We start from the raw sequence: 17803 nt of genomic DNA on the forward strand, positions 1-17803 counted from the left end.
GAGAAAAGGGTAGTTATGTTGCTGAAGAAAGTGATCCCCGCAATCCTGTTGTTATCCGTATGCGGCCAGGCGCTGGCGGCACAAATCATTACCGTCAGCCGCTTTGAGATCGGTAAAGAGAAGTGGCCGTTTAACCGTGAAGAGGTGATGCTGACCTGTGAGAAAGATGGTGCGATGTTTGCCATCAACCCGAGCACGCTGATGACATACCCCCTGAACGATATCGCCGACACACTTTTCAAAAACAAACAGGTGAAAGCGCAGCCGATCAGCGTGATCCAGGCCGAAGATAAAGCGCATCCGGGCCAGATGATGAGTCTGCAGCCGATTGTTGAGCGCACCCAGGCGTTGTGCGGTAAATAAACCTGTCGGGTGCAGCACCGCGCTGCGCCCAACCCCTCTTTTTTGCCGTTGCGATCACAAACTGATCCGGTTTATGGTCCTGCGCCTCACGTTTGCTGGCAATTCCACCGCGCTGTTCTAATGTTAAATGGCAAGGCGACATCGCCTTCATAAATGCCAACTTTTAGCGCACGGCTCCTTGAGAGCCATTTCCCTGGACCGAATATAGGAATCGTATTCGGTCTTTTTTTGCTTTATGATTTATAAAGATTTTATGTGATTGTTACGAAACATCCCGAAATCACACTATTCAATCTATGCCATCACATATTCCTGATCGCTTGAATCACGATTGTTTTTTCTTCATAGAAAAGTTTTTTATGGTCGAATGGCCTTTACAAAAAACTTCTTCGATTCTCACATCAAATAGTCGACTTTCAGCGCGTCTCATCTCATGAAAATTCGGCAGGTCTGGCCCAATCTTAATACCTCTCATTTCGCGCGCTTCGACTAATACTCTCATTAATCCATCTGGGGCGTTACGTTGGATCAAGTCTTCATGACAAACATGCCGTTATTGATTTCGATAATGCACACACAGTGACGCTAATCATTCATCCGATGTCCACTGAGTGAAGGTATGCTAGGGGACACAGCTCGTGCCGAGGAATTCACGTATTTATAGTTCTCTGACGGACGGATAGGCAAATTTCGGAGAGTGATCGTTTTATCTTAGTGTGGCACTATAATGCAGCCATTATCATGAACGAGGGATTGAGAATGATATCAGGAACAGCAGCAAAACAGGAACCTGGACGTTACTACACATTTGAGTCGAGATTGCCTCAGGGCGTTTTTTTTGAGATTCGCCCCAGCCATTTGCCAGGAAATGCAAAGCCCGTAACAGATGAAACCAGCGGTATGTGTATCGGTTACTCGGTCGCACAGGCTCCGGGTTTGTGGCAGATTTATGACGTTCAGGGGTATTTTGTCAGGCTGGAAGAAGCGCCACTTGAAACACCCCTGATTGATCCCACGGATATTGCCCTGTTTGGCCTGGGTATTTTTCGTATCCTTCGTACAGGGCGGGTGCTGTTTGAATCAGGGGCACGTGCCGCTGTTTATGCGAAGCTCAGTCAATCCACTATATCCTTTCTGCGCAGCAGACTGAAACTCGGGCTGCATGCACGTAACCTTAAAATGACTGAGGCTGCTGCAAAACACATGTATGAACCGGGTCGCTATGTCCCTCTGCAAATTCAGGAGCGAGCCATTCGATATGGCAAGAGAATGGCAGATCCCCGTAAAGGTGAGGGCATGTTCAGATATGAAACCAGAATGTTCAAGCTACGCTTTAATAAGCAAACACTGCAGTATGAGTACAAAGAATACACCCTCGAAGTTGTGGTGCGTGAATCAGACTGGACGATATCGCATTTCAAATATATGGATTAACTGAAAGGAAGGCTTTTATGTTTGATTTTCGCAATGAGGATTTCACCTTCGTGATTTCTCCTTTTGAAAGGATACCCGACAATGAAGCAGATCCTGCTGGGCACTTATGGGATTGGATCCAGTCATGGATAGAATTCTCCGTAAGCGGCGTGAAAGTACAGTTTCAGACTGAATTTACTGTAGGTGAGCTAAGAATTTTAAAGGATGAGTTTGCCGCGAATTATCAGGCAATAATCGCACAGCGCGAATTAAAACCTTTCATTTTTCGCAGCGAGCGTGGTCAGCTCAACATGGTTATCAGGAAAGTGACTGGTAAAGATGGTGTAATAGTAGAGTTTGATATTCGCCCGGAATCCCATGCCGACAGCGTTCAGGTTAAAGGCAGCTTTGGCCTTAATGAAAGCTATTTCCCCGATATTCTGAAGAGGCTGGATGAAATGATTCAATGGCCGAATTAAACATTTAGCCATTGAAAAGTTTTAACTGAAAGCTTTGGGCGTAAAATGGGTTTTTATTCAGGTTTTTCCGTCCATGCAATATTCGATGCGGCAGTATCAGCACCTGTACTGCCAAACAGGGGAAAATTGCTGACGCCCTATATGAGATTCTGAATAAATGAAGCGTGCTATTTTATGGCTCATTAAGTCTTTTTTATATTTAGTCCCTGCTGCAGTTATTGTGGCGGGCGTGTATATCTTCATCTGCTTTGTTCCGCAGTATGCAGCACTCCTTAGTTTTACATGGGTTGTCGTAGTTTCTTATGTGTATATTAAATTTAACCGATGGTATTAATAAAACCCTGACATATTAGTGAGCTTAAAATTTGGGTTGAAAAGCGAACGCAAAATAACCCTACTAGCTTATAGTGCCCGGTCTCCATCCCAAAAACCCACCCCATTCACAAAAGCAGAAACAATCCTGCCAGCCTCGCACCCAAAGCTTACCTGTCATCTTGTCATCACCGCGGTTTGGCTTATCCTTAAGTCTTCAATCAAAAGGAGTAACGTTTATGAAAGCGGCAATTGCTAACAGTGAACACAAGGTTGAAGTGGTTGAGAAGACGTTGCGTCCTCTCAAAACGGGCGAAGCACGGCTCAGGATGGAATGCTGTGGCGTATGCCATACCGATCTGCATGTGAAGAACGGTGATTTCGGTGATAAAACCGGCGTGACGCTGGGCCACGAAGGTATCGGTATTGTTGAGGAAGTCGCGCCAGATGTCACCTCACTCAAGCCAGGCGATCGTGCCAGCGTGGCCTGGTTCTTTAAGGGCTGTGGTCACTGCCAATACTGTAACTCCGGTAACGAAACGCTCTGCAGAGAGGTCGTCAATGCCGGTTATACCGTCGATGGCGGCATGGCTGAAGAGTGTATCGTCGTTGCAGACTACTCGGTCAAAGTCCCCGATGGGCTTGACCCATACGCCGCCAGTAGTGTCACCTGCGCCGGTGTCACCACCTATAAAGCGGTGAAAGTGTCCGAGGTAAAACCGGGTCAGTGGCTGGCGATTTACGGTCTTGGCGGGCTGGGAAATCTCGCCCTGCAGTATGCAAAAAATGTCTTTAACGCCAAAGTGATCGCAGTTGACGTGAGTGATGGGCAACTGGCACTGGCGAAAGAGATGGGCGCCGACCTGGTCGTAAACTCTGCCAGCGAAGATGCGGCTCGCTTTATTCAGGAGCAAACCGGTGGGGCGCATGCGGCTGTGGTAACGGCGGTTGCTAAAGCGGCGTTTAACTCTGCTGTCGATGCGGTCAGGGCCGGTGGTCGGGTAGTGGCTGTCGGACTGCCGCCAGAAGCGATGAGCCTGAATATTCCACGTCTGGTGCTCGATGGCATACAGGTGGTGGGATCGCTGGTCGGAACGCGTAACGATCTGGCGGAAGCTTTACAGTTTGCGGCAGAAGGGAAGGTGGTGCCGAAGGTGACCAAAAGGAAGATTGGTGAGGTCAATGCCATCTTCGATGAGATGATTCAGGGCAAGATCCGCGGCAGGATGGTAATCGACTTTACCGGTCAGCCTGCTGAATAATCCGTGCTGATAATCGCAGAAGCCCGCGCCGTGCGGGCTTTTTTATGCCTGTAAGGCCAGTTCTCTCCCTCTGAATGCCTAAGAGCACATTCGGTTAAAGCATTAATAAGCGCGGCTTTATGTTTCATGATGTGATTTTCACTTGAACTTTACCGGTAACATTATAGTTTATGGGGTGAAGTCTGATTACACACATCTGAAGGAGGGTTATTTATGGCTAAGCATCACTTACTCAAATCCATTGAAATCGCAGCGATTGTGCTGTTTGTCCTGATACTGGCGTATCTGGCTGTTACCGGTCTGCTGTCATCAACTGGCGTGGATCACGCCTGGCCTTATCCCAGTAAGTAACTGAGTGCCGCACCAGGGAAATTATAAATAATATAAATAGATAACCGATCCTGATACAGGACATAAAAAACCCCGCAATTGCGAGGTTAATCAGAGGTTACACCAGGCTCACCGAAAGCAGAATCAGCTCTCCGGTTTCCAGCGACAGGCTTTTCTTGGTTTCGAACATAAAGGCTTCCAGCGCCTCCTCGACATCGTCACCCTCGATAAAGGCGTGAGTCGTGACATGATTTTCACCTTCAGGCTTAATCACGTAAGAAACAAACCACTTCTTCTTTTGCATGATACTTATCCTCTTCTGAATAGGTAAATGCCGCACACCGGCAATACTGAGTTTTTCCGCCAGCAGTTCAGCTGAACTTAACTGGTTCTGTCCGACAAAGACTAATCAAGCGGGGCCGGATGCAGCAGGTCGATCACGTCATCAATTTCATTGCTGGCCGCATGGCGATCAAGGGCAACCGCATAGTAGCGTCCCTTGCAGTAGTGCTTTGTTACCGCCACCCGATGGCCGGTATCGCTGTCAGCTTCACCGCCGGTCAGGGTCTGCAGGTGGGGCGGGATAACCAGCTCACTTTCGAGTTGTTCTGCTTCAATGATCACTGCGCCACCGTCACTGGATAGCAGCAGATGCTGAATGCTCATGTTCTCTCCTCTGCGTCAGATTGTTAACCGGGAAAGTGTAGTTCACCTCGGCGGGTGTGCTGACTTCCGCTCAGGAGAAGCCATGTGAAGCGGCAATAAAAAAGCCCCGTCAGGGGCTTTTAGGAAAGGGATGGGCTGCGTTAAAAACTTAACTGGTCTGATCGGCCAGCTTCGGCTTCAGCACGCGCTTACCAATCTGAATGCCGGGCTTCTCAACATATTTATAGAGTAAAGAGGCCAGCGCATAGGTCACCGGGATGGCAGAGACGCAGACAATCAGGAAACGCATCATGTCGCTCTTAAACTCAATGTCGGTGTGATTGAGCAGCAGTGCGATCATCGGGAGCACAATCAGCAGATGCAGCAGGTAGACCGAGAACGACACGTCGCCCAGCCAGGTGCTGAGACGGTTGTTCAGCAGCTTACGTGGCAGAGCAATCAGCGTTGCCATCAGGCTGCCCTGCGGGTATTGCCACAGAATCGCCGTCATACCGACGATCATCAGCGCCTCCATAATCACCTGCAGCTTAATCGCGCCCAGACCCATCGCCACGCTGGCGACCGGGCCGAGCAGCGCAAAGGCGACGTAGAGCAGGGATTTACGGCGAATCGCCTCGGCCAGCAGCATGCCCGACAGGAACATATTCAGCTTTATCAGGATCATTGAAGGCATCTCAAACGCCTCATAATAATCTGCCAGCACATACCGGCCAGCGCAGCAGAGCGCCATGATGCCAATCAGCGATGCGGCATAACCAAAGCGCAGCGTCACCAGCATGATGAACGGGAACAGCAGATAGAACTGCATCTCCAGCCCGATACTCCAGTCAGGCAGCACGGTATTAAAACCATATTCGGGCAGCAGGCCGAACAGGAAACTGAAGTGGGTCAGGATGTTTGCCAGCGACTGGTCGGTGTAACGCGATGATTCAGTGGCGGTGCCGGAATAGAAGTGAGCAATGGTGTCACGCATCTCGCCAAACCACGGGCCATAAATCAGAGCGATGATTAGCAGCAGATAGTAGAGCGGGGCGATGCGGAAGAAGCGCCGGATCCAGAACTTCTTAATGGTCTCTGTGCTCTGCCACGGCTCTTTCTGCTGACGCTCGACGTAGTTTTTCGCCATCAGATAACCCGATAACAGAATAAACAGATCGACTCCGATGCCAGGGGATGAAATAAGCGTGATATGGCAATGAACCAGTAAGCTGATATGGCCAACTAATACCCAGAGAGAAGCGATGCCGCGTAATCCCTCCAGCTCGGTAGACCAACCTCGTGTTGCAGACATAACTATTCCTCGTTTTTATCCGACCTTCGGCGCTCACTAAGCCTCAAGGCAACAGATATGTAAACGGGCCTTTACAAAAGTAAGAGGATTCCGAGCACAGGCAGGAGGGAAAAATCAACCGAAACAGGGTGGGAAAGCACAGGAAGTTAAGGGCGTGCAGTGGCACACCCTTAATCAATATCACTGATTGAGATGGCCGATCAGGCCAGTTTTAACAGGATCATACCGGCCAGCAGCAGGGTCAGGCCGGCCCAGCCTTTGCGGTTCAGCCGCTGGCCAAACAACACCCATCCGGCCGCGACAGTGGCGATAATCCCAAAACTGCCCCAGACCGCATAGGCGATCGAGAGATCGATACCTTTGACCGCCTGAGCGAGTGCGCTAAACGCGAGCAGGACACAACAAAGTGAAAGCAGACCGTACAGCGGTTTCTTAAACCCATCAGAATATTTAAGGAATATGTTGGCGGCAATCTCCAGCACGATAGCCAGCGCCAGCCAGGACGCATGAACAAGATCAGCGATGAGCATGATTAACCTCCGCTGATGATTGGGTGCCGGTTTTGATCAACACAATTCCGACGATCAGCGTCACCAGCCCACAGATTTTCAGCGCTGACAACGTTTCACCAAACAGTTGCACGCTGAATAACATAATCAGCATGATGCCGATACCTTCCCACAGGGCATAAGCCACGCCCAGGGCGATACGTTTAATGGCGAAACTCAGCAGAATATAAGAACAGGCAATCATGCCCAGCATCATCAGGTAGCCGGAATGGCTGCCATTGAGGCTGGACCATTTCATAAAAAGGGTACCAATAATCTCAGTAACAATAGCGAGTGATAATAAAACCCAGGCGCGCATGGGTGCTCTCCAGCAACGATAAATGACGACCTGCAACAACGCACAACGTGCGGGCAGACTCAGAACAGTGTCGAAGTGGTGAGGGGACTACAGGGCGTTACGCCAGTGCTGATCGGCGGCATTCCAGCCAGAAAGGCAAATGGGGGAAAACAGGGGGTTTGACATGAACATTCTGCTCATAAAATTTACAACACATCCACATTGTTGCTTCTCATCAGTGGACGGATAGTGCCTCCGGTTAAATAGACGCTGGATTTATAGCATTCTGCACATCACCAAATCAACAGCAGATGCTGCTTTGTTTGATGTCGGTTAAGGTTTGATGATTTGAAAATGGTGAAATGTGGAAAAGGATGTGTGGTAAACCGTAATGAAAAAATAGCCGGGCAATAAAAGTGCCCGACTATTATTAAGTGACGCTGTCACGTATTATTCAGCGCGCTGCGGAACCGTGCGAACGGGTGCATCACCCGCGACATAATAAGCGGCGGTGCTGCGCGGCAATGGATCGCGACCACGAATCTTATCGGCAATCTTCTCGCCAATCATGATAGTGGTGGCGTTCAGGTTACCGGTGATGATCAGCGGCATAATCGACGCATCAACCACGCGTAAGCCTTCCAGTCCATGCACACGACCTTCGCCATCAACGACGGACATCGGGTCGTTACCCATCTTACAGGTGCCGCACGGGTGATAGGCGGTTTCGCCGTGGTTACGCACGAACTCATCCAGTTGCTCATCTGTCTGGCAATCCAGTCCCGGACTGATTTCACGGCCACGGTACTTGTCCAGCGCTGGCTGATTAATGATCTGGCGCGTGATGCGAATCGCATCGCGGAACTCATGCCAGTCCTGCTCATGCGACATGTAGTTAAACAGAATGGCCGGATGACGACGCGGATCGCGTGACTTCAGGCGTACATGACCGCGGCTTGGAGAACGCATTGAGCCGACGTGACACTGGAAGCCGTGGGCATCAACCGCGTTGGAGCCGTTGTAGTTAATCGCCACCGGCAGGAAGTGATACTGAATGTTCGGCCAGCTGAACTCTTCGCGGCTGCGGATAAAGCCACCCGCTTCAAACTGGTTGCTGGCGCCGATACCGGTGCCGTTAAACATCCACTCTGCACCGATTTTCGGCTGATTCCACCACTTCAGAGCCGGATAGATTGAGACCGGTTCCTTACACTCATACTGAAGATACATCTCCAGATGGTCCTGCAGGTTTTCACCCACGCCCGGCAGGTCGTGAACCACCGGGATGTCGAACTGCTTCAGCAGCTCAGGAGAACCCACGCCAGAACGCTGCAGGATCTGCGGCGAAGCGATAGCGCCGGCACACAGCAGCACTTCACGACGCGCGGTTACTTTGTTGATGGTGTTGCTGTCGCCCTGCAGATACTCCACACCGACCGCGCGCTTGCCATCGAAGATGATGCGATCGGTGGTGGCGTGCGTGATGATCTTCAGGTTAGCGCGGCCTTTAGCCATATCGAGATAGCCACGCGCAGTGCTGGAACGACGACCGTTTGGTGTGACGGTACGATCCATCGGACCGAAACCTTCCTGCTGATAGCCATTAAGGTCGTCTGTGCGCGGATAACCCGCCTGCACGCCGGCCTCAATCATCGCTTCAAACAGCACATTATTGCCCGCTTTAGGCGTTGCAACACACACCGGGCCGTCGCCGCCGTGGAAATCGTTCGGGCCGATATCGCGGGTTTCCGCTTTACGGTAGTAGGGCAGGCAGTCCAGATAGCTCCAGTTCTCCAGCCCAGGTTCGCTGGCCCAGTTATCGAGATCCATCGCGTTACCGCGGATATAACACATGCCGTTAATGAGTGATGAACCGCCCAGACCTTTGCCGCGACCACACTCCATGCGGCGATTGTTCATGTAAGGCTCTGGCTCGGTTTCATAGGCCCAGTTATAGCGTTTGCCCTGTAACGGGAAGGCGAGAGCCGCAGGCATCTGGGTGCGAAAATCAAAGCGGTAATCCGGGCCGCCCGCTTCCAGCAACAGGACGCTCACGTTGCTCTCTTCGGTCAGACGGGTAGCCAGAACGTTTCCTGCGGATCCGGCTCCAATAATAATGTAATCAAATTCCATTCATCGTTCCTCAGGTTAAGTGATTAAAAGACTGACTCAAAACGCGTCAGCTCAACCTGCACGGACTTCACCTGGGTGTAGCTCTGCAGCGTCATCAGGCCATTCTCACGGCCAATGCCGGAGTGCTTGTAACCCCCCACTGGCATCTCTGCGGCCGATTCGCCCCAGGTATTAATCCAGCAGATACCTGCTTCGATCTGATGAATCACGCGGTGCGCCTTATTGAGATCCTGCGTCACCAGTCCGGCGGCCAGACCAAATTCGGTGTCGTTGGCGCGGCGGATCACTTCTTCTTCACTTTCGTAGCTCAGGATCGACATGACCGGTCCGAAGATCTCTTCACGCACAATCTTCATCTCATCACGGCAGTCGGTGAACACGGTGGGTGCAACCCAGGCACCCTGGTCGAAATCGCCACCGGTCAGACGTTTGCCGCCGCACAGTACGCGTGCGCCTTCAGCGATGCCGGATTCGATATAACGCATCACATTGTCGCGATGGCTGAAGCTGACCAGCGGACCAAAGTTGGTCGCCGGGTCACGCAGATCGCCTGCCTGAATGCGGGCGACGCGTTCGCTGATTTTCGCCTCGAATGCGGCCTGCAGTTTTGCAGGAATAAAGACGCGGGTGCCGTTGGTACAGACCTGACCGGAGCTGTAGAAGTTCGCCATCATGGCGATGTCGGCGGCCAGATCGAGATCGGCATCATCAAAGATGATCAGCGGTGATTTACCGCCCAGTTCCATGGTGACCTCTTTCAGCGTTGAACCTGCTGCATTGGCCATCACTTTTTTGCCGCTGACGACGCCACCGGTGAAGGAGACTTTGTCGATGCCAGGGTGCTCAGTGAGCAACTGACCGGTAACCGAACCGATGCCCGGCAGCACGTTGAACACGCCATCCGGCAGCCCCGCTTCGGTGTAAATTTCCGCCAGCTTCAGGGCAGTGAGCGGGGTCATTTCACTCGGTTTGAAAATCATCGCGTTACCCGCCGCCAGCGCGGGCGCGGATTTCCACAGGGCGATCTGAATCGGGTAGTTCCAGGCACCGATACCAGCTACCACGCCCAGCGGTTCGCGGCGGGTGTAAACAAAGGAGGTTTCGCGCAGTGGGATCTGCTGACCTTCCAGCGCCGGAACCAGACCGGCGTAATACTCCAGTACGTCTGCGCCGGTGACGATATCGACCGCTGAGGTTTCGCTGTAAGGCTTACCGGTATCGAGCATTTCCAGCTCTGCCAGCTCATCATTACGCTCACGCAGAATATCGACGGCGCGACGCAGGATACGCGAGCGCGCCATGGCGGTCATCGCGGCCCAGACTTTCTGGCCTTTTCTGGCGGCAGCAACGGCGCGATTGACATCTTCCTGGCCGGCGGCATGAACCTCTGCCAGCACTTCGCCGTTGACCGGGTTAATCGTCTGGAACGTTTCGCCAGACGCTGCGGCAACATAAGCGCCATCGATGTAGAGTTTCTGCTCGGTGAATCGGGACATGTTTTCTCCTTCCGTTATTCGTGCTCGCCAGCCAGTTGCTGACGGATGAATTGGGTGGTCAGTGTGAGGGCGATGACCGGGTTAAATGGCTTACCGCTCAGCGCGGCGCGCAGCCACAGACCATCTATCAGGGCAGCCAGACCGTGTGCGGCCAGCCTTGCCTTCTCCAGCGGCAGTTCACGCCGGAATTCGACCACCAGCGTTGAGTAGAGCCGCCGGCTGCTGACCCGCTCCAGGCGATTAAGCTGGGGCTGATGCATGCTGCTCGACCAGAAGTCGAGCCAGGCTTTCATCACTGCCGTGTGCACCTGGGTATCATCAAAATTACCCTCAACGATGGCACACAACCGCTGTTCTGCAGAGGCACCGGCCAGCGGTTCTAACCGCGACAATACCGCCTCCCGCAGTTGACGCGTCACATCACGCATCGTGGCTTCCAGTAAGCCGTTCTTATCCTTGAAGTAGTGACTGATGATGCCGGTGGATACCCCCGCCCGACGGGCGATCTGGGCGATAGTGGCATCATTAATCCCCACTTCATTAATCGTGCTCAGGGTCGCATCAATCAGTTGCCGACGACGTATCGGCTGCATCCCTACCTTTGGCATAGCTCCAGCTCCACCCTCAAATCGAGCCCCTATTTAAACTTTTTTTGATTGCACGTTCAATATAAAAAGAAACTTTGTTAGGATGCTGTTCTTTAAATGTAGCGAAAGCGAAACGGCAATGAGTGCTAAAATAGGCTGGTTTGCCTGAGTGATTAACAGGAAGTGACAGAACGAAACAGGGCCGCAAGGCCGGAAAGCCGTGGACGGCAAGACTTATCCATTGCGTATTTTCAGGACATTAACCAGAGGTAACCGATGAATAATCCACCTGCCGGTGAAAAAGACAGACTCAATCCCGTTGTATTTTATACCTCTGCCGGATTGATTCTGACGTTTTCACTTGTGACGATTCTCTACAGTGAACTGGCCGCGAGCTGGATCCTCAAGGCGGTAAACTGGGTTTCCGCCACCTTCGGCTGGTACTACATGCTGGCTGCCACGCTCTATATTGTTTTTGTGCTCTATATGGCCTGCTCACGCTTTGGTTCGATCAAGCTCGGGCCGGAGCACTCCAAACCCGAGTTCAGCGTGCTCAGCTGGTCCGCCATGCTGTTCGCCGCCGGGATCGGCATCGACCTGATGTTCTTCTCGGTCGCCGAACCGGTGACGCAGTATATGCAGCCGCCGGAGGGAGCAGGGCAGACGATGGAAGCGGCCCGCCAGGCGATGGTCTGGACGCTGTTCCACTACGGACTGACCGGCTGGTCAATGTATGCGTTGATGGGCATCGCGCTGGGCTACTTCAGCTATCGCTATAACCTGCCGCTGACCATCCGTTCCGCGCTCTACCCCATCTTTGGTAAACGCATCTATGGCCCGATTGGCCACACCGTAGATATCGCCGCCGTGGTGGGCACCATCTTTGGTATCGCCACCACACTCGGCATCGGAGTCGTGCAGCTTAACTATGGCCTCAAAGTGCTGTTTGATATCCCGGAAGGCCTGACCGCGCAGGCCGCACTGATTGTCCTCTCCGTGGTGATCGCCACCATTTCTGTCACGTCGGGCGTCGATAAAGGGATCCGTATTCTCTCTGAGCTGAACGTGGTGATGGCGCTGGGACTGATTCTGTTTGTGCTGTTCTTCGGCAACACCGAGTTCCTGCTGAATGCGCTGGTGCTGAACGTCGGGGATTATATCAACCGCTTTATGGGCATGACGCTCAATACCTTTGCGTTTGATCGCCCGACACAGTGGATGAACAGCTGGACGCTCTTCTTCTGGGCGTGGTGGGTAGCCTGGTCGCCATTCGTCGGCCTGTTCCTGGCACGTATCTCACGTGGTCGTACCATCCGTGAGTTCGTGCTGGGCACGCTGATTATTCCGTTTACCTTTACGCTGTTGTGGCTGTCAGTGTTCGGTAATGCCGCGCTGTATCAGATCATCCACGGCAATACGGAGTTTGCGCAGGAAGTAATGAATCATGCGGAGCGCGGCTTCTATAGCCTGCTGGCGCAGTATCCGGCGTTTAAACTCAGCGCCTCGGTCGCGACGATCACCGGTATGCTGTTCTACGTCACCTCGGCGGATTCCGGCTCGCTGGTGCTGGGTAACTTCACCTCGCGACTGAAAGACATCAACAGTGATGCACCGAACTGGCTGCGTATCTTCTGGTCTGTGGCGATTGGGGTACTGACCATGAGTATGCTGATGACCAACGGTATCACTGCCTTGCAGAACACCACGGTGATCATGGGGCTGCCGTTCAGCTTTGTTATCTTCTTTGTGATGGCGGGGCTGTTTAAATCGTTGAAGATTGAAGATCACCGTCGGGCCAGCGCCACGCGCGACACCGCGCCCTATCTGGCTCATGCGACCGATCGCCTGACCTGGAAGAAGCGTCTTTCGCGCCTGATGAACTACCCTGGCTCGCGTTATACCCAGCAGATGATGGAAAAAACCATCTATCCGGCGATGCAGGAAGTGGCGAAAGAGCTGGAGCTGCGGGATGGCCGGGTCACGCTGGAGAGCGTTGAGCCGGATGAAAGCAACCCGATTGGCTATCTGGATCTGCGCGTCCATCTGGGCGAGGAGCAGGACTTTATCTATCAGGTCTGGCCGCAGCAATATTCGATTCCGGGCTTCACCTATCGCGCCCGCAGCGGTAAGTCGACCTACTACCGGCTGGAAACCTTCCTGATGGAAGGCAGCCAGGGTAACGACTTAATGGATTACAGCAAAGAGCAGGTGATCATCGACATACTGGATCAGTATGAGCGACACCTGAACTTCATCCATCTCAACCGTGAAGCGCCGGGCAGCAACATCAGCTTCCCAAGCGCTTAAGTCAGGGCCCGTCAGTGAGCAATTGCTGGCGGGCTTTTTTTCGCTACCGTCGTCATCAACAATACCGCTTCACCTGCCGAAATCGACTATCTTTAGGGCTTTGCTGGCCTGATGCCTGAAAAGCGTAGACAGGGAGTCATATGGGAAAAATATTCAGTACGTTTCTGCCGCTCTATACCACTACGCTTCTGATGCTGCTGGGTTCCGGTTTACTGACTACCTACGTCTCGTTGCGGCTGGCCAGTGAGCAGGTTAATGGTGCGCTGATCGGCGCGATTATTGCGGCCAACTATATCGGGCTGGTGATTGGCGGCAAGGTGGGGCACAACCTGATTGCCCGCGTCGGCCATATCCGTGCCTACGTGGCCTGTGCCGGGATCATTACCGCCTCGGTGGTGGGTCACGGGCTGACAGACTTTATTCCGCTGTGGGTCTTTCTGCGTCTGATTATCGGGCTCTGCATGATGTGCCAGTACATGGTGCTGGAGAGCTGGCTCAACGATCAGGCGGAATCTTCCCAGCGCGGCATGATTTTCGGCCTCTATATGGTCGCCACCTACCTTGGACTCAGTGGCGGACAGGTGATCCTGAGCCTGCAATCGGGGTTTGGGGTGAGCACGCTGCTGATTGTGGCGCTCTGTTTCGCGCTCTGTCTGGTGCCAATTGCACTGACCACCCGCACTCATGTCCGGCCCATGACGCCGGCGCCGATGGAGCTGGGCTATTTTATCCGCACTATTCCCAAACTGCTCGGCACCACCCTGGTGACCGGCATGGCGATTGGCGCGTTCTATGGCCTGGCACCGGTTTATGGCAGCAGCAAAGGCTTCACCACCAGCCAGACCGGTTATTTTATGAGTCTCACGATTTTTGCCGGACTGGTGTCGCAGTTTCCGCTGAGCTGGCTCTCTGACCGCTACGACCGCCAGCGGCTGTTATTCATCATTGCCATGCTCTTTGCCGTGGCCTGCGTGCCGCTGGTGGTACTGCCGCATCTGACCTTCCACTGGATGATTGGCATCGCCTTTGCCGCCAGCATGATGCAGTTTGCGCTCTATCCGTTGCAGGTGGCGCTGGCCAACGATCAGGTCGCCGCCGATCGACGTGTCTCGTTAACTGCCTGTCTGCTGATGGCGTTTGGTATTGGCGCCAGTATCGGCCCGCTGGTGGTCGGCGCGCTGATGCAGCCGCTGGGCAGCAATATGCTCTATCTCTTCTTTATGCTCTGTGCGCTGGTGATTGGCGGACTGAGTTATGTGCGTGCGCCGGGTCCGCTTCCGACGACCGAAGTGCCGTTGCCGCATGTGGTGATGCCTGACAGTCTGGCGACCTCGCCACTGGGTGCCGCGCTGATCCCGACGCTGGAAGAGGAGGTGATTCATGCGTCGATGGGCGGTCAGGAGCCGGAAGAGGAGAGTGCTGAGTTCGATGGCACAGCTGACGAAGAGGATTTGCCCGATGACCTTACTGAAGATCAGCGGCACAAATAGCAGCGGCACAGCAGGATGCCATTCGCCGATGACTGTACCGTTAAAGCAGGATGTCCGGATCTGACACACTCTTGTCCGGTTGCTGGCTCGACATTCGGGTCAGCAACCGCGAAGCTGGCGCATACCGCTTTTTAAGGAGTCACACCATGCTGGAACTTCGCCCCAATTGTGAACGCTGCGACGTTGATCTGCCGCCATCTTCTCTGGCGGCACGCATCTGCTCGTTTGAATGCACTTTCTGCGCTGACTGTGCTGAGCATCTCACTCATCTTTGCCCCAACTGCGGCGGTGAACTGGTGCGCCGTCCGGTGCGCCCGGCAGAGAAACTGCAGAAATATCCGGCTAAAATGCGTAGCTGATCCCAAATGACTACAGATATGATGGGGGCAGAATAGCCTGGCGCGCCTGATCGCTTTATGATGTATTTCGTCCCTGACAGAGCTACCACCTTAACTGAGTGCCGGAGATAAGCGCCGGGAGGGACGCTCCTTTCACCTCTCTTTAATCGTTTTGTCAGGCCTCCTTGCTCCCTTGCTCCCTTGCTCCCTTGCTCCCTTGCTCCCTTGTTGCCAGCCTCCTTTGCATTCTGCTTTCCAGCTCGTCATGCCAGTACAGGGTCAGCCCTGACTATACTCTGAAGAAGTTTTCAGCAGACAAAGGCCGGGTGCAGCGATGTTTTACCAATCCCTGAATGGCGCAGCGTGGCGACGGATCTGGGTGGTCGGCGATCTGCATGGCTGCCGCCGCGAACTGGATGCGCTGTTGCAGCAGCATCAGTTTGACCCGCAGCAGGACTTACTGATTTCGGTGGGTGATATCATCGATCGCGGGCCCGACAGCCTGGGTTGTCTGGCGCTGCTGGAGGAGCCCTGGTTTCGCTGCGTGCGGGGGAATCATGAGGAGATGGCGCTGTCAGCATTACAGGGGCAGGAAATGGCGCTCTGGCAGATGAACGGTGGCGACTGGTTTTTTCGGCTGCGTGGTGCAGCGTTGATTGCGGCGCGTCACGTGTTGCAGCGTTGCCGTGAGCTGCCGCTGATTCTCCATCTGCAACTCGATGAGCGAACTGTTGTGATTGCTCATGCTGATTATCCGGCCCGGGAATATGCGTTGAATAAGCCACTCGACTGGCAGCAGGTGGTCTGGAGCCGTCAGCGGCTGGAGGCGATGGAGTCAGGCGAACGGGCGGGTATCCGTGGCGCTGACGCCTTTTACTTCGGACACACGCCGCTGAAACAGCCGCTGACGATTGCCAATCTGCACTACATCGATACCGGCGCAGTGTTTGGCAATCATCTGACGATGGTGCAAATAAAGTGACTCAGCGGAACAGGCGTCCGTCGCGCACCAGCTCCCGCGGATAGCTGTTCTTGATACGGCTGCCGACTTTTTTAGCCAGCCCCAGCGGCTGCTGCTGATAAGTGACAATCATCTCATTACGGGTGGGTTCCGTTTCCGGGTAGATATCCCGCCCGCGATACCACTCTTCCGCCTCTGCTGCGGTGAGCTCAAAAGTCTGCGCCGCATCGGGTTTTGCCAGCGCAATCACCGCTTCATGCTGCCAGCGATAGCCTTTAGCAAAGGTTTCTGCCAGCTTCAGGCCGATGCGCGAGAACCGCACTTTGCCCAGCAGCGGGGTGACGGCCTTCGGGAACAGCCAGATCTCTTTGTCACGCTGCCACAGCTCCAGCGACGCATCCCATTTAAGAGAGACCGCGGCGGCGGCCTGGGCTATCTCACTTTCCAGCTTGCGGCTGAGGTGGGAGAAGGGCAGTTTACCCACTTTGTAGCCCGGAAGCGGTAAGGGTTCGACCGACGCGGTTTTACGCAGCCGGGCAACGAAAAAGCCTTCGCTGTCGAACATCTGCGGGAAGACATGCAGATAGCCCTCGGGCGTCGCGGCCTGTCCGGCACCCTCAAACAGCCCATCGAGCGCTACAACCTCAACAGCGTCCGGATAACGCTCCAGCAGCCAGGCGATAACCTGCTGATTCTCAATCTGATTCAGGGTGCAGGTAGAGTAAACCAGCGTGCCGCCGGGTTTGAGGGCGTGGAAGGCACTGTCGAGCAGATCGCGCTGGGTCGCGGCGATTTCGTGCGTACTTGCCAGCGACCAGTTTTTCAGCGCATCAGCATCTTTGCGAATCACCCCTTCGCCGGAGCAGGGCGCGTCGAGCAGGATGGCGTCGAACTGTTCCGGCAGGGCTGGTCCGAAGACCCGCGCGTCAAAGTGCGTTAAGGCACTGTTGCTGACGCCACAGCGGCTGATATTGGCGTGCAATACTTTTACCCGGCTGGAGGAGAATTCGTTAGCCAGGATAACGCCCTGATTGCCCATCCGCGCAGCAATCTGGGTCGTTTTAGAACCCGGTGCCGCCGCCATATCCATCACGGCGCTGACCTCTGACTGAGCATCAAACAGCGCGGTCACCGGCAGCATGGAGCTGGCCTCCTGAATGTAGAACAGGCCGCTGAGATGCTCAGCTACGCTGCCCAGCGGCAGGCTCTCATCTTCCCGACTGATCCAGAATCCCTCTTCGCACCACGGCACCGGCGTCAGCTGCCAGTCATAATTAGCGGTCTGACTCAGAAAGTCAGCCACGCTGATCTTCAGGGTATTGATGCGAATACTGCGGCGCAGGGGTTGCTGACTGCACGCAATAAATTGTTCGAGGCTCGCCTCATCGGGCAGGCTCTGGCGCATTAATGAGAGAAAATCGGCGGGGAAAAGCGAAGAAGCATCTGACACGGGCACATTCCAGTTAAGACAAAGGCGGCAGTGTACCATGAGGAAAGGAAACGGGCAGCCAGGCTGCCCGTTTGAGATA

General features: G+C 53.9%; 18 protein-coding genes. 9 read left to right on the forward strand and 9 right to left on the reverse strand.

Features of this window, described 5'->3' with window-relative positions; translation table 11 throughout:
- Window positions 1–15: 15 nt before the first annotated feature.
- The 5 genes from ACR8BN_RS08375 to ACR8BN_RS08395 all read left to right on the forward strand — a co-directional run bounded on the left by ACR8BN_RS08375 (window position 16) and on the right by ACR8BN_RS08395 (window position 4180).
- Window positions 16–363, forward strand: coding sequence for a YebY family protein (locus ACR8BN_RS08375; protein ID WP_010670792.1), 348 nt, complete (start codon window positions 16–18; stop codon window positions 361–363).
- Between the two features lie 759 nt (window positions 364–1122).
- Entirely contained in the window at window positions 1123–1797 is a 675-nt protein-coding gene (locus ACR8BN_RS08380) for a hypothetical protein (RefSeq protein WP_434747525.1), read from the forward strand.
- Between the two features lie 17 nt (window positions 1798–1814).
- Entirely contained in the window at window positions 1815–2255 is a 441-nt protein-coding gene (locus ACR8BN_RS08385) for a WapI family immunity protein (protein ID WP_086905961.1), read from the forward strand.
- A 551-nt stretch (window positions 2256–2806) separates the two neighbouring features.
- Window positions 2807–3829, forward strand: coding sequence for an alcohol dehydrogenase AdhP (gene adhP, locus ACR8BN_RS08390; RefSeq protein WP_434747526.1), 1023 nt, complete (start codon window positions 2807–2809; stop codon window positions 3827–3829).
- Window positions 3830–4042: 213 nt separating this feature from the next.
- Window positions 4043–4180, forward strand: coding sequence for a hypothetical protein (locus ACR8BN_RS08395; RefSeq protein ID WP_010258717.1), 138 nt, complete (start codon window positions 4043–4045; stop codon window positions 4178–4180).
- A gap of 97 nt (window positions 4181–4277) precedes the next feature.
- On the opposite strand, the gene ACR8BN_RS08400 is transcribed toward ACR8BN_RS08395, so the two are convergent.
- From ACR8BN_RS08400 to betI, 8 genes are all read right to left on the reverse strand, one after another.
- A complete protein-coding gene (locus tag ACR8BN_RS08400) occupies window positions 4278–4463 on the reverse strand; it encodes a hypothetical protein (protein ID WP_031591405.1) in 186 nt (61 codons plus the stop codon).
- A 101-nt stretch (window positions 4464–4564) separates the two neighbouring features.
- Window positions 4565–4825, reverse strand: coding sequence for a hypothetical protein (locus tag ACR8BN_RS08405; protein ID WP_031591403.1), 261 nt, complete (start codon window positions 4823–4825; stop codon window positions 4565–4567).
- Between the two features lie 148 nt (window positions 4826–4973).
- On the reverse strand, window positions 4974–6116 hold the full coding sequence (locus ACR8BN_RS08410; RefSeq protein ID WP_083067877.1) for an acyltransferase family protein: 1143 nt from the start codon (window positions 6114–6116) through the stop codon (window positions 4974–4976).
- 200 nt (window positions 6117–6316) lie between these two features.
- Entirely contained in the window at window positions 6317–6646 is a 330-nt protein-coding gene (gene mdtI, locus ACR8BN_RS08415) for a multidrug/spermidine efflux SMR transporter subunit MdtI (RefSeq protein WP_434747527.1), read from the reverse strand.
- Window positions 6633–6983, reverse strand: a complete 351-nt coding sequence (gene mdtJ, locus ACR8BN_RS08420; RefSeq protein ID WP_434747528.1) for a multidrug/spermidine efflux SMR transporter subunit MdtJ — start codon at window positions 6981–6983, stop codon at window positions 6633–6635. The genes mdtI and mdtJ overlap by 14 nt, the downstream gene beginning before the upstream one ends.
- 429 nt (window positions 6984–7412) lie before the next feature.
- Complete coding sequence (betA, locus tag ACR8BN_RS08425; RefSeq protein WP_033779020.1) at window positions 7413–9095, reverse strand: choline dehydrogenase; 1683 nt, start codon at window positions 9093–9095, stop codon at window positions 7413–7415.
- A 23-nt stretch (window positions 9096–9118) separates the two neighbouring features.
- The gene (gene betB, locus ACR8BN_RS08430; protein WP_208003087.1) at window positions 9119–10591 is read right to left on the reverse strand and encodes a betaine-aldehyde dehydrogenase; all 1473 of its coding nucleotides are present in this window, start codon (window positions 10589–10591) and stop codon (window positions 9119–9121) included.
- A 14-nt stretch (window positions 10592–10605) separates the two neighbouring features.
- Window positions 10606–11199 (reverse strand): transcriptional regulator BetI, encoded by a 594-nt coding sequence (gene betI / locus ACR8BN_RS08435; protein ID WP_010258750.1) that lies wholly within the window; start codon window positions 11197–11199, stop codon window positions 10606–10608.
- 255 nt (window positions 11200–11454) lie between these two features.
- Between betI and ACR8BN_RS08440 the strand changes: the two genes are divergently transcribed.
- The 4 genes from ACR8BN_RS08440 (at window position 11455) to ACR8BN_RS08455 (ending at window position 16295) form a co-directional block, all read left to right on the forward strand.
- Window positions 11455–13485 (forward strand): choline transporter, encoded by a 2031-nt coding sequence (locus ACR8BN_RS08440; RefSeq protein ID WP_031591398.1) that lies wholly within the window; start codon window positions 11455–11457, stop codon window positions 13483–13485.
- Window positions 13486–13625: 140 nt separating this feature from the next.
- On the forward strand, window positions 13626–14975 hold the full coding sequence (locus ACR8BN_RS08445) for an MFS transporter (RefSeq protein WP_031591397.1): 1350 nt from the start codon (window positions 13626–13628) through the stop codon (window positions 14973–14975).
- 146 nt (window positions 14976–15121) lie between these two features.
- Entirely contained in the window at window positions 15122–15334 is a 213-nt protein-coding gene (locus ACR8BN_RS08450) for a DUF1272 domain-containing protein (RefSeq protein WP_010258758.1), read from the forward strand.
- Between the two features lie 313 nt (window positions 15335–15647).
- A complete protein-coding gene (locus ACR8BN_RS08455; protein ID WP_191938669.1) occupies window positions 15648–16295 on the forward strand; it encodes a metallophosphoesterase in 648 nt (215 codons plus the stop codon).
- A gap of 1 nt (window position 16296) precedes the next feature.
- Here the strand turns inward: ACR8BN_RS08455 and rsmF are convergent, their stop codons facing one another.
- Entirely contained in the window at window positions 16297–17724 is a 1428-nt protein-coding gene (rsmF, locus tag ACR8BN_RS08460) for a 16S rRNA (cytosine(1407)-C(5))-methyltransferase RsmF (RefSeq protein WP_434747529.1), read from the reverse strand.
- Window positions 17725–17803 lie beyond the last annotated feature (79 nt).

Origin of the sequence: Pantoea sp. Lu_F5_004, assembly GCF_051136245.1 — a bacterium.
In the GTDB taxonomy this organism is placed as follows: domain Bacteria; phylum Pseudomonadota; class Gammaproteobacteria; order Enterobacterales; family Enterobacteriaceae; genus Pantoea; species Pantoea agglomerans.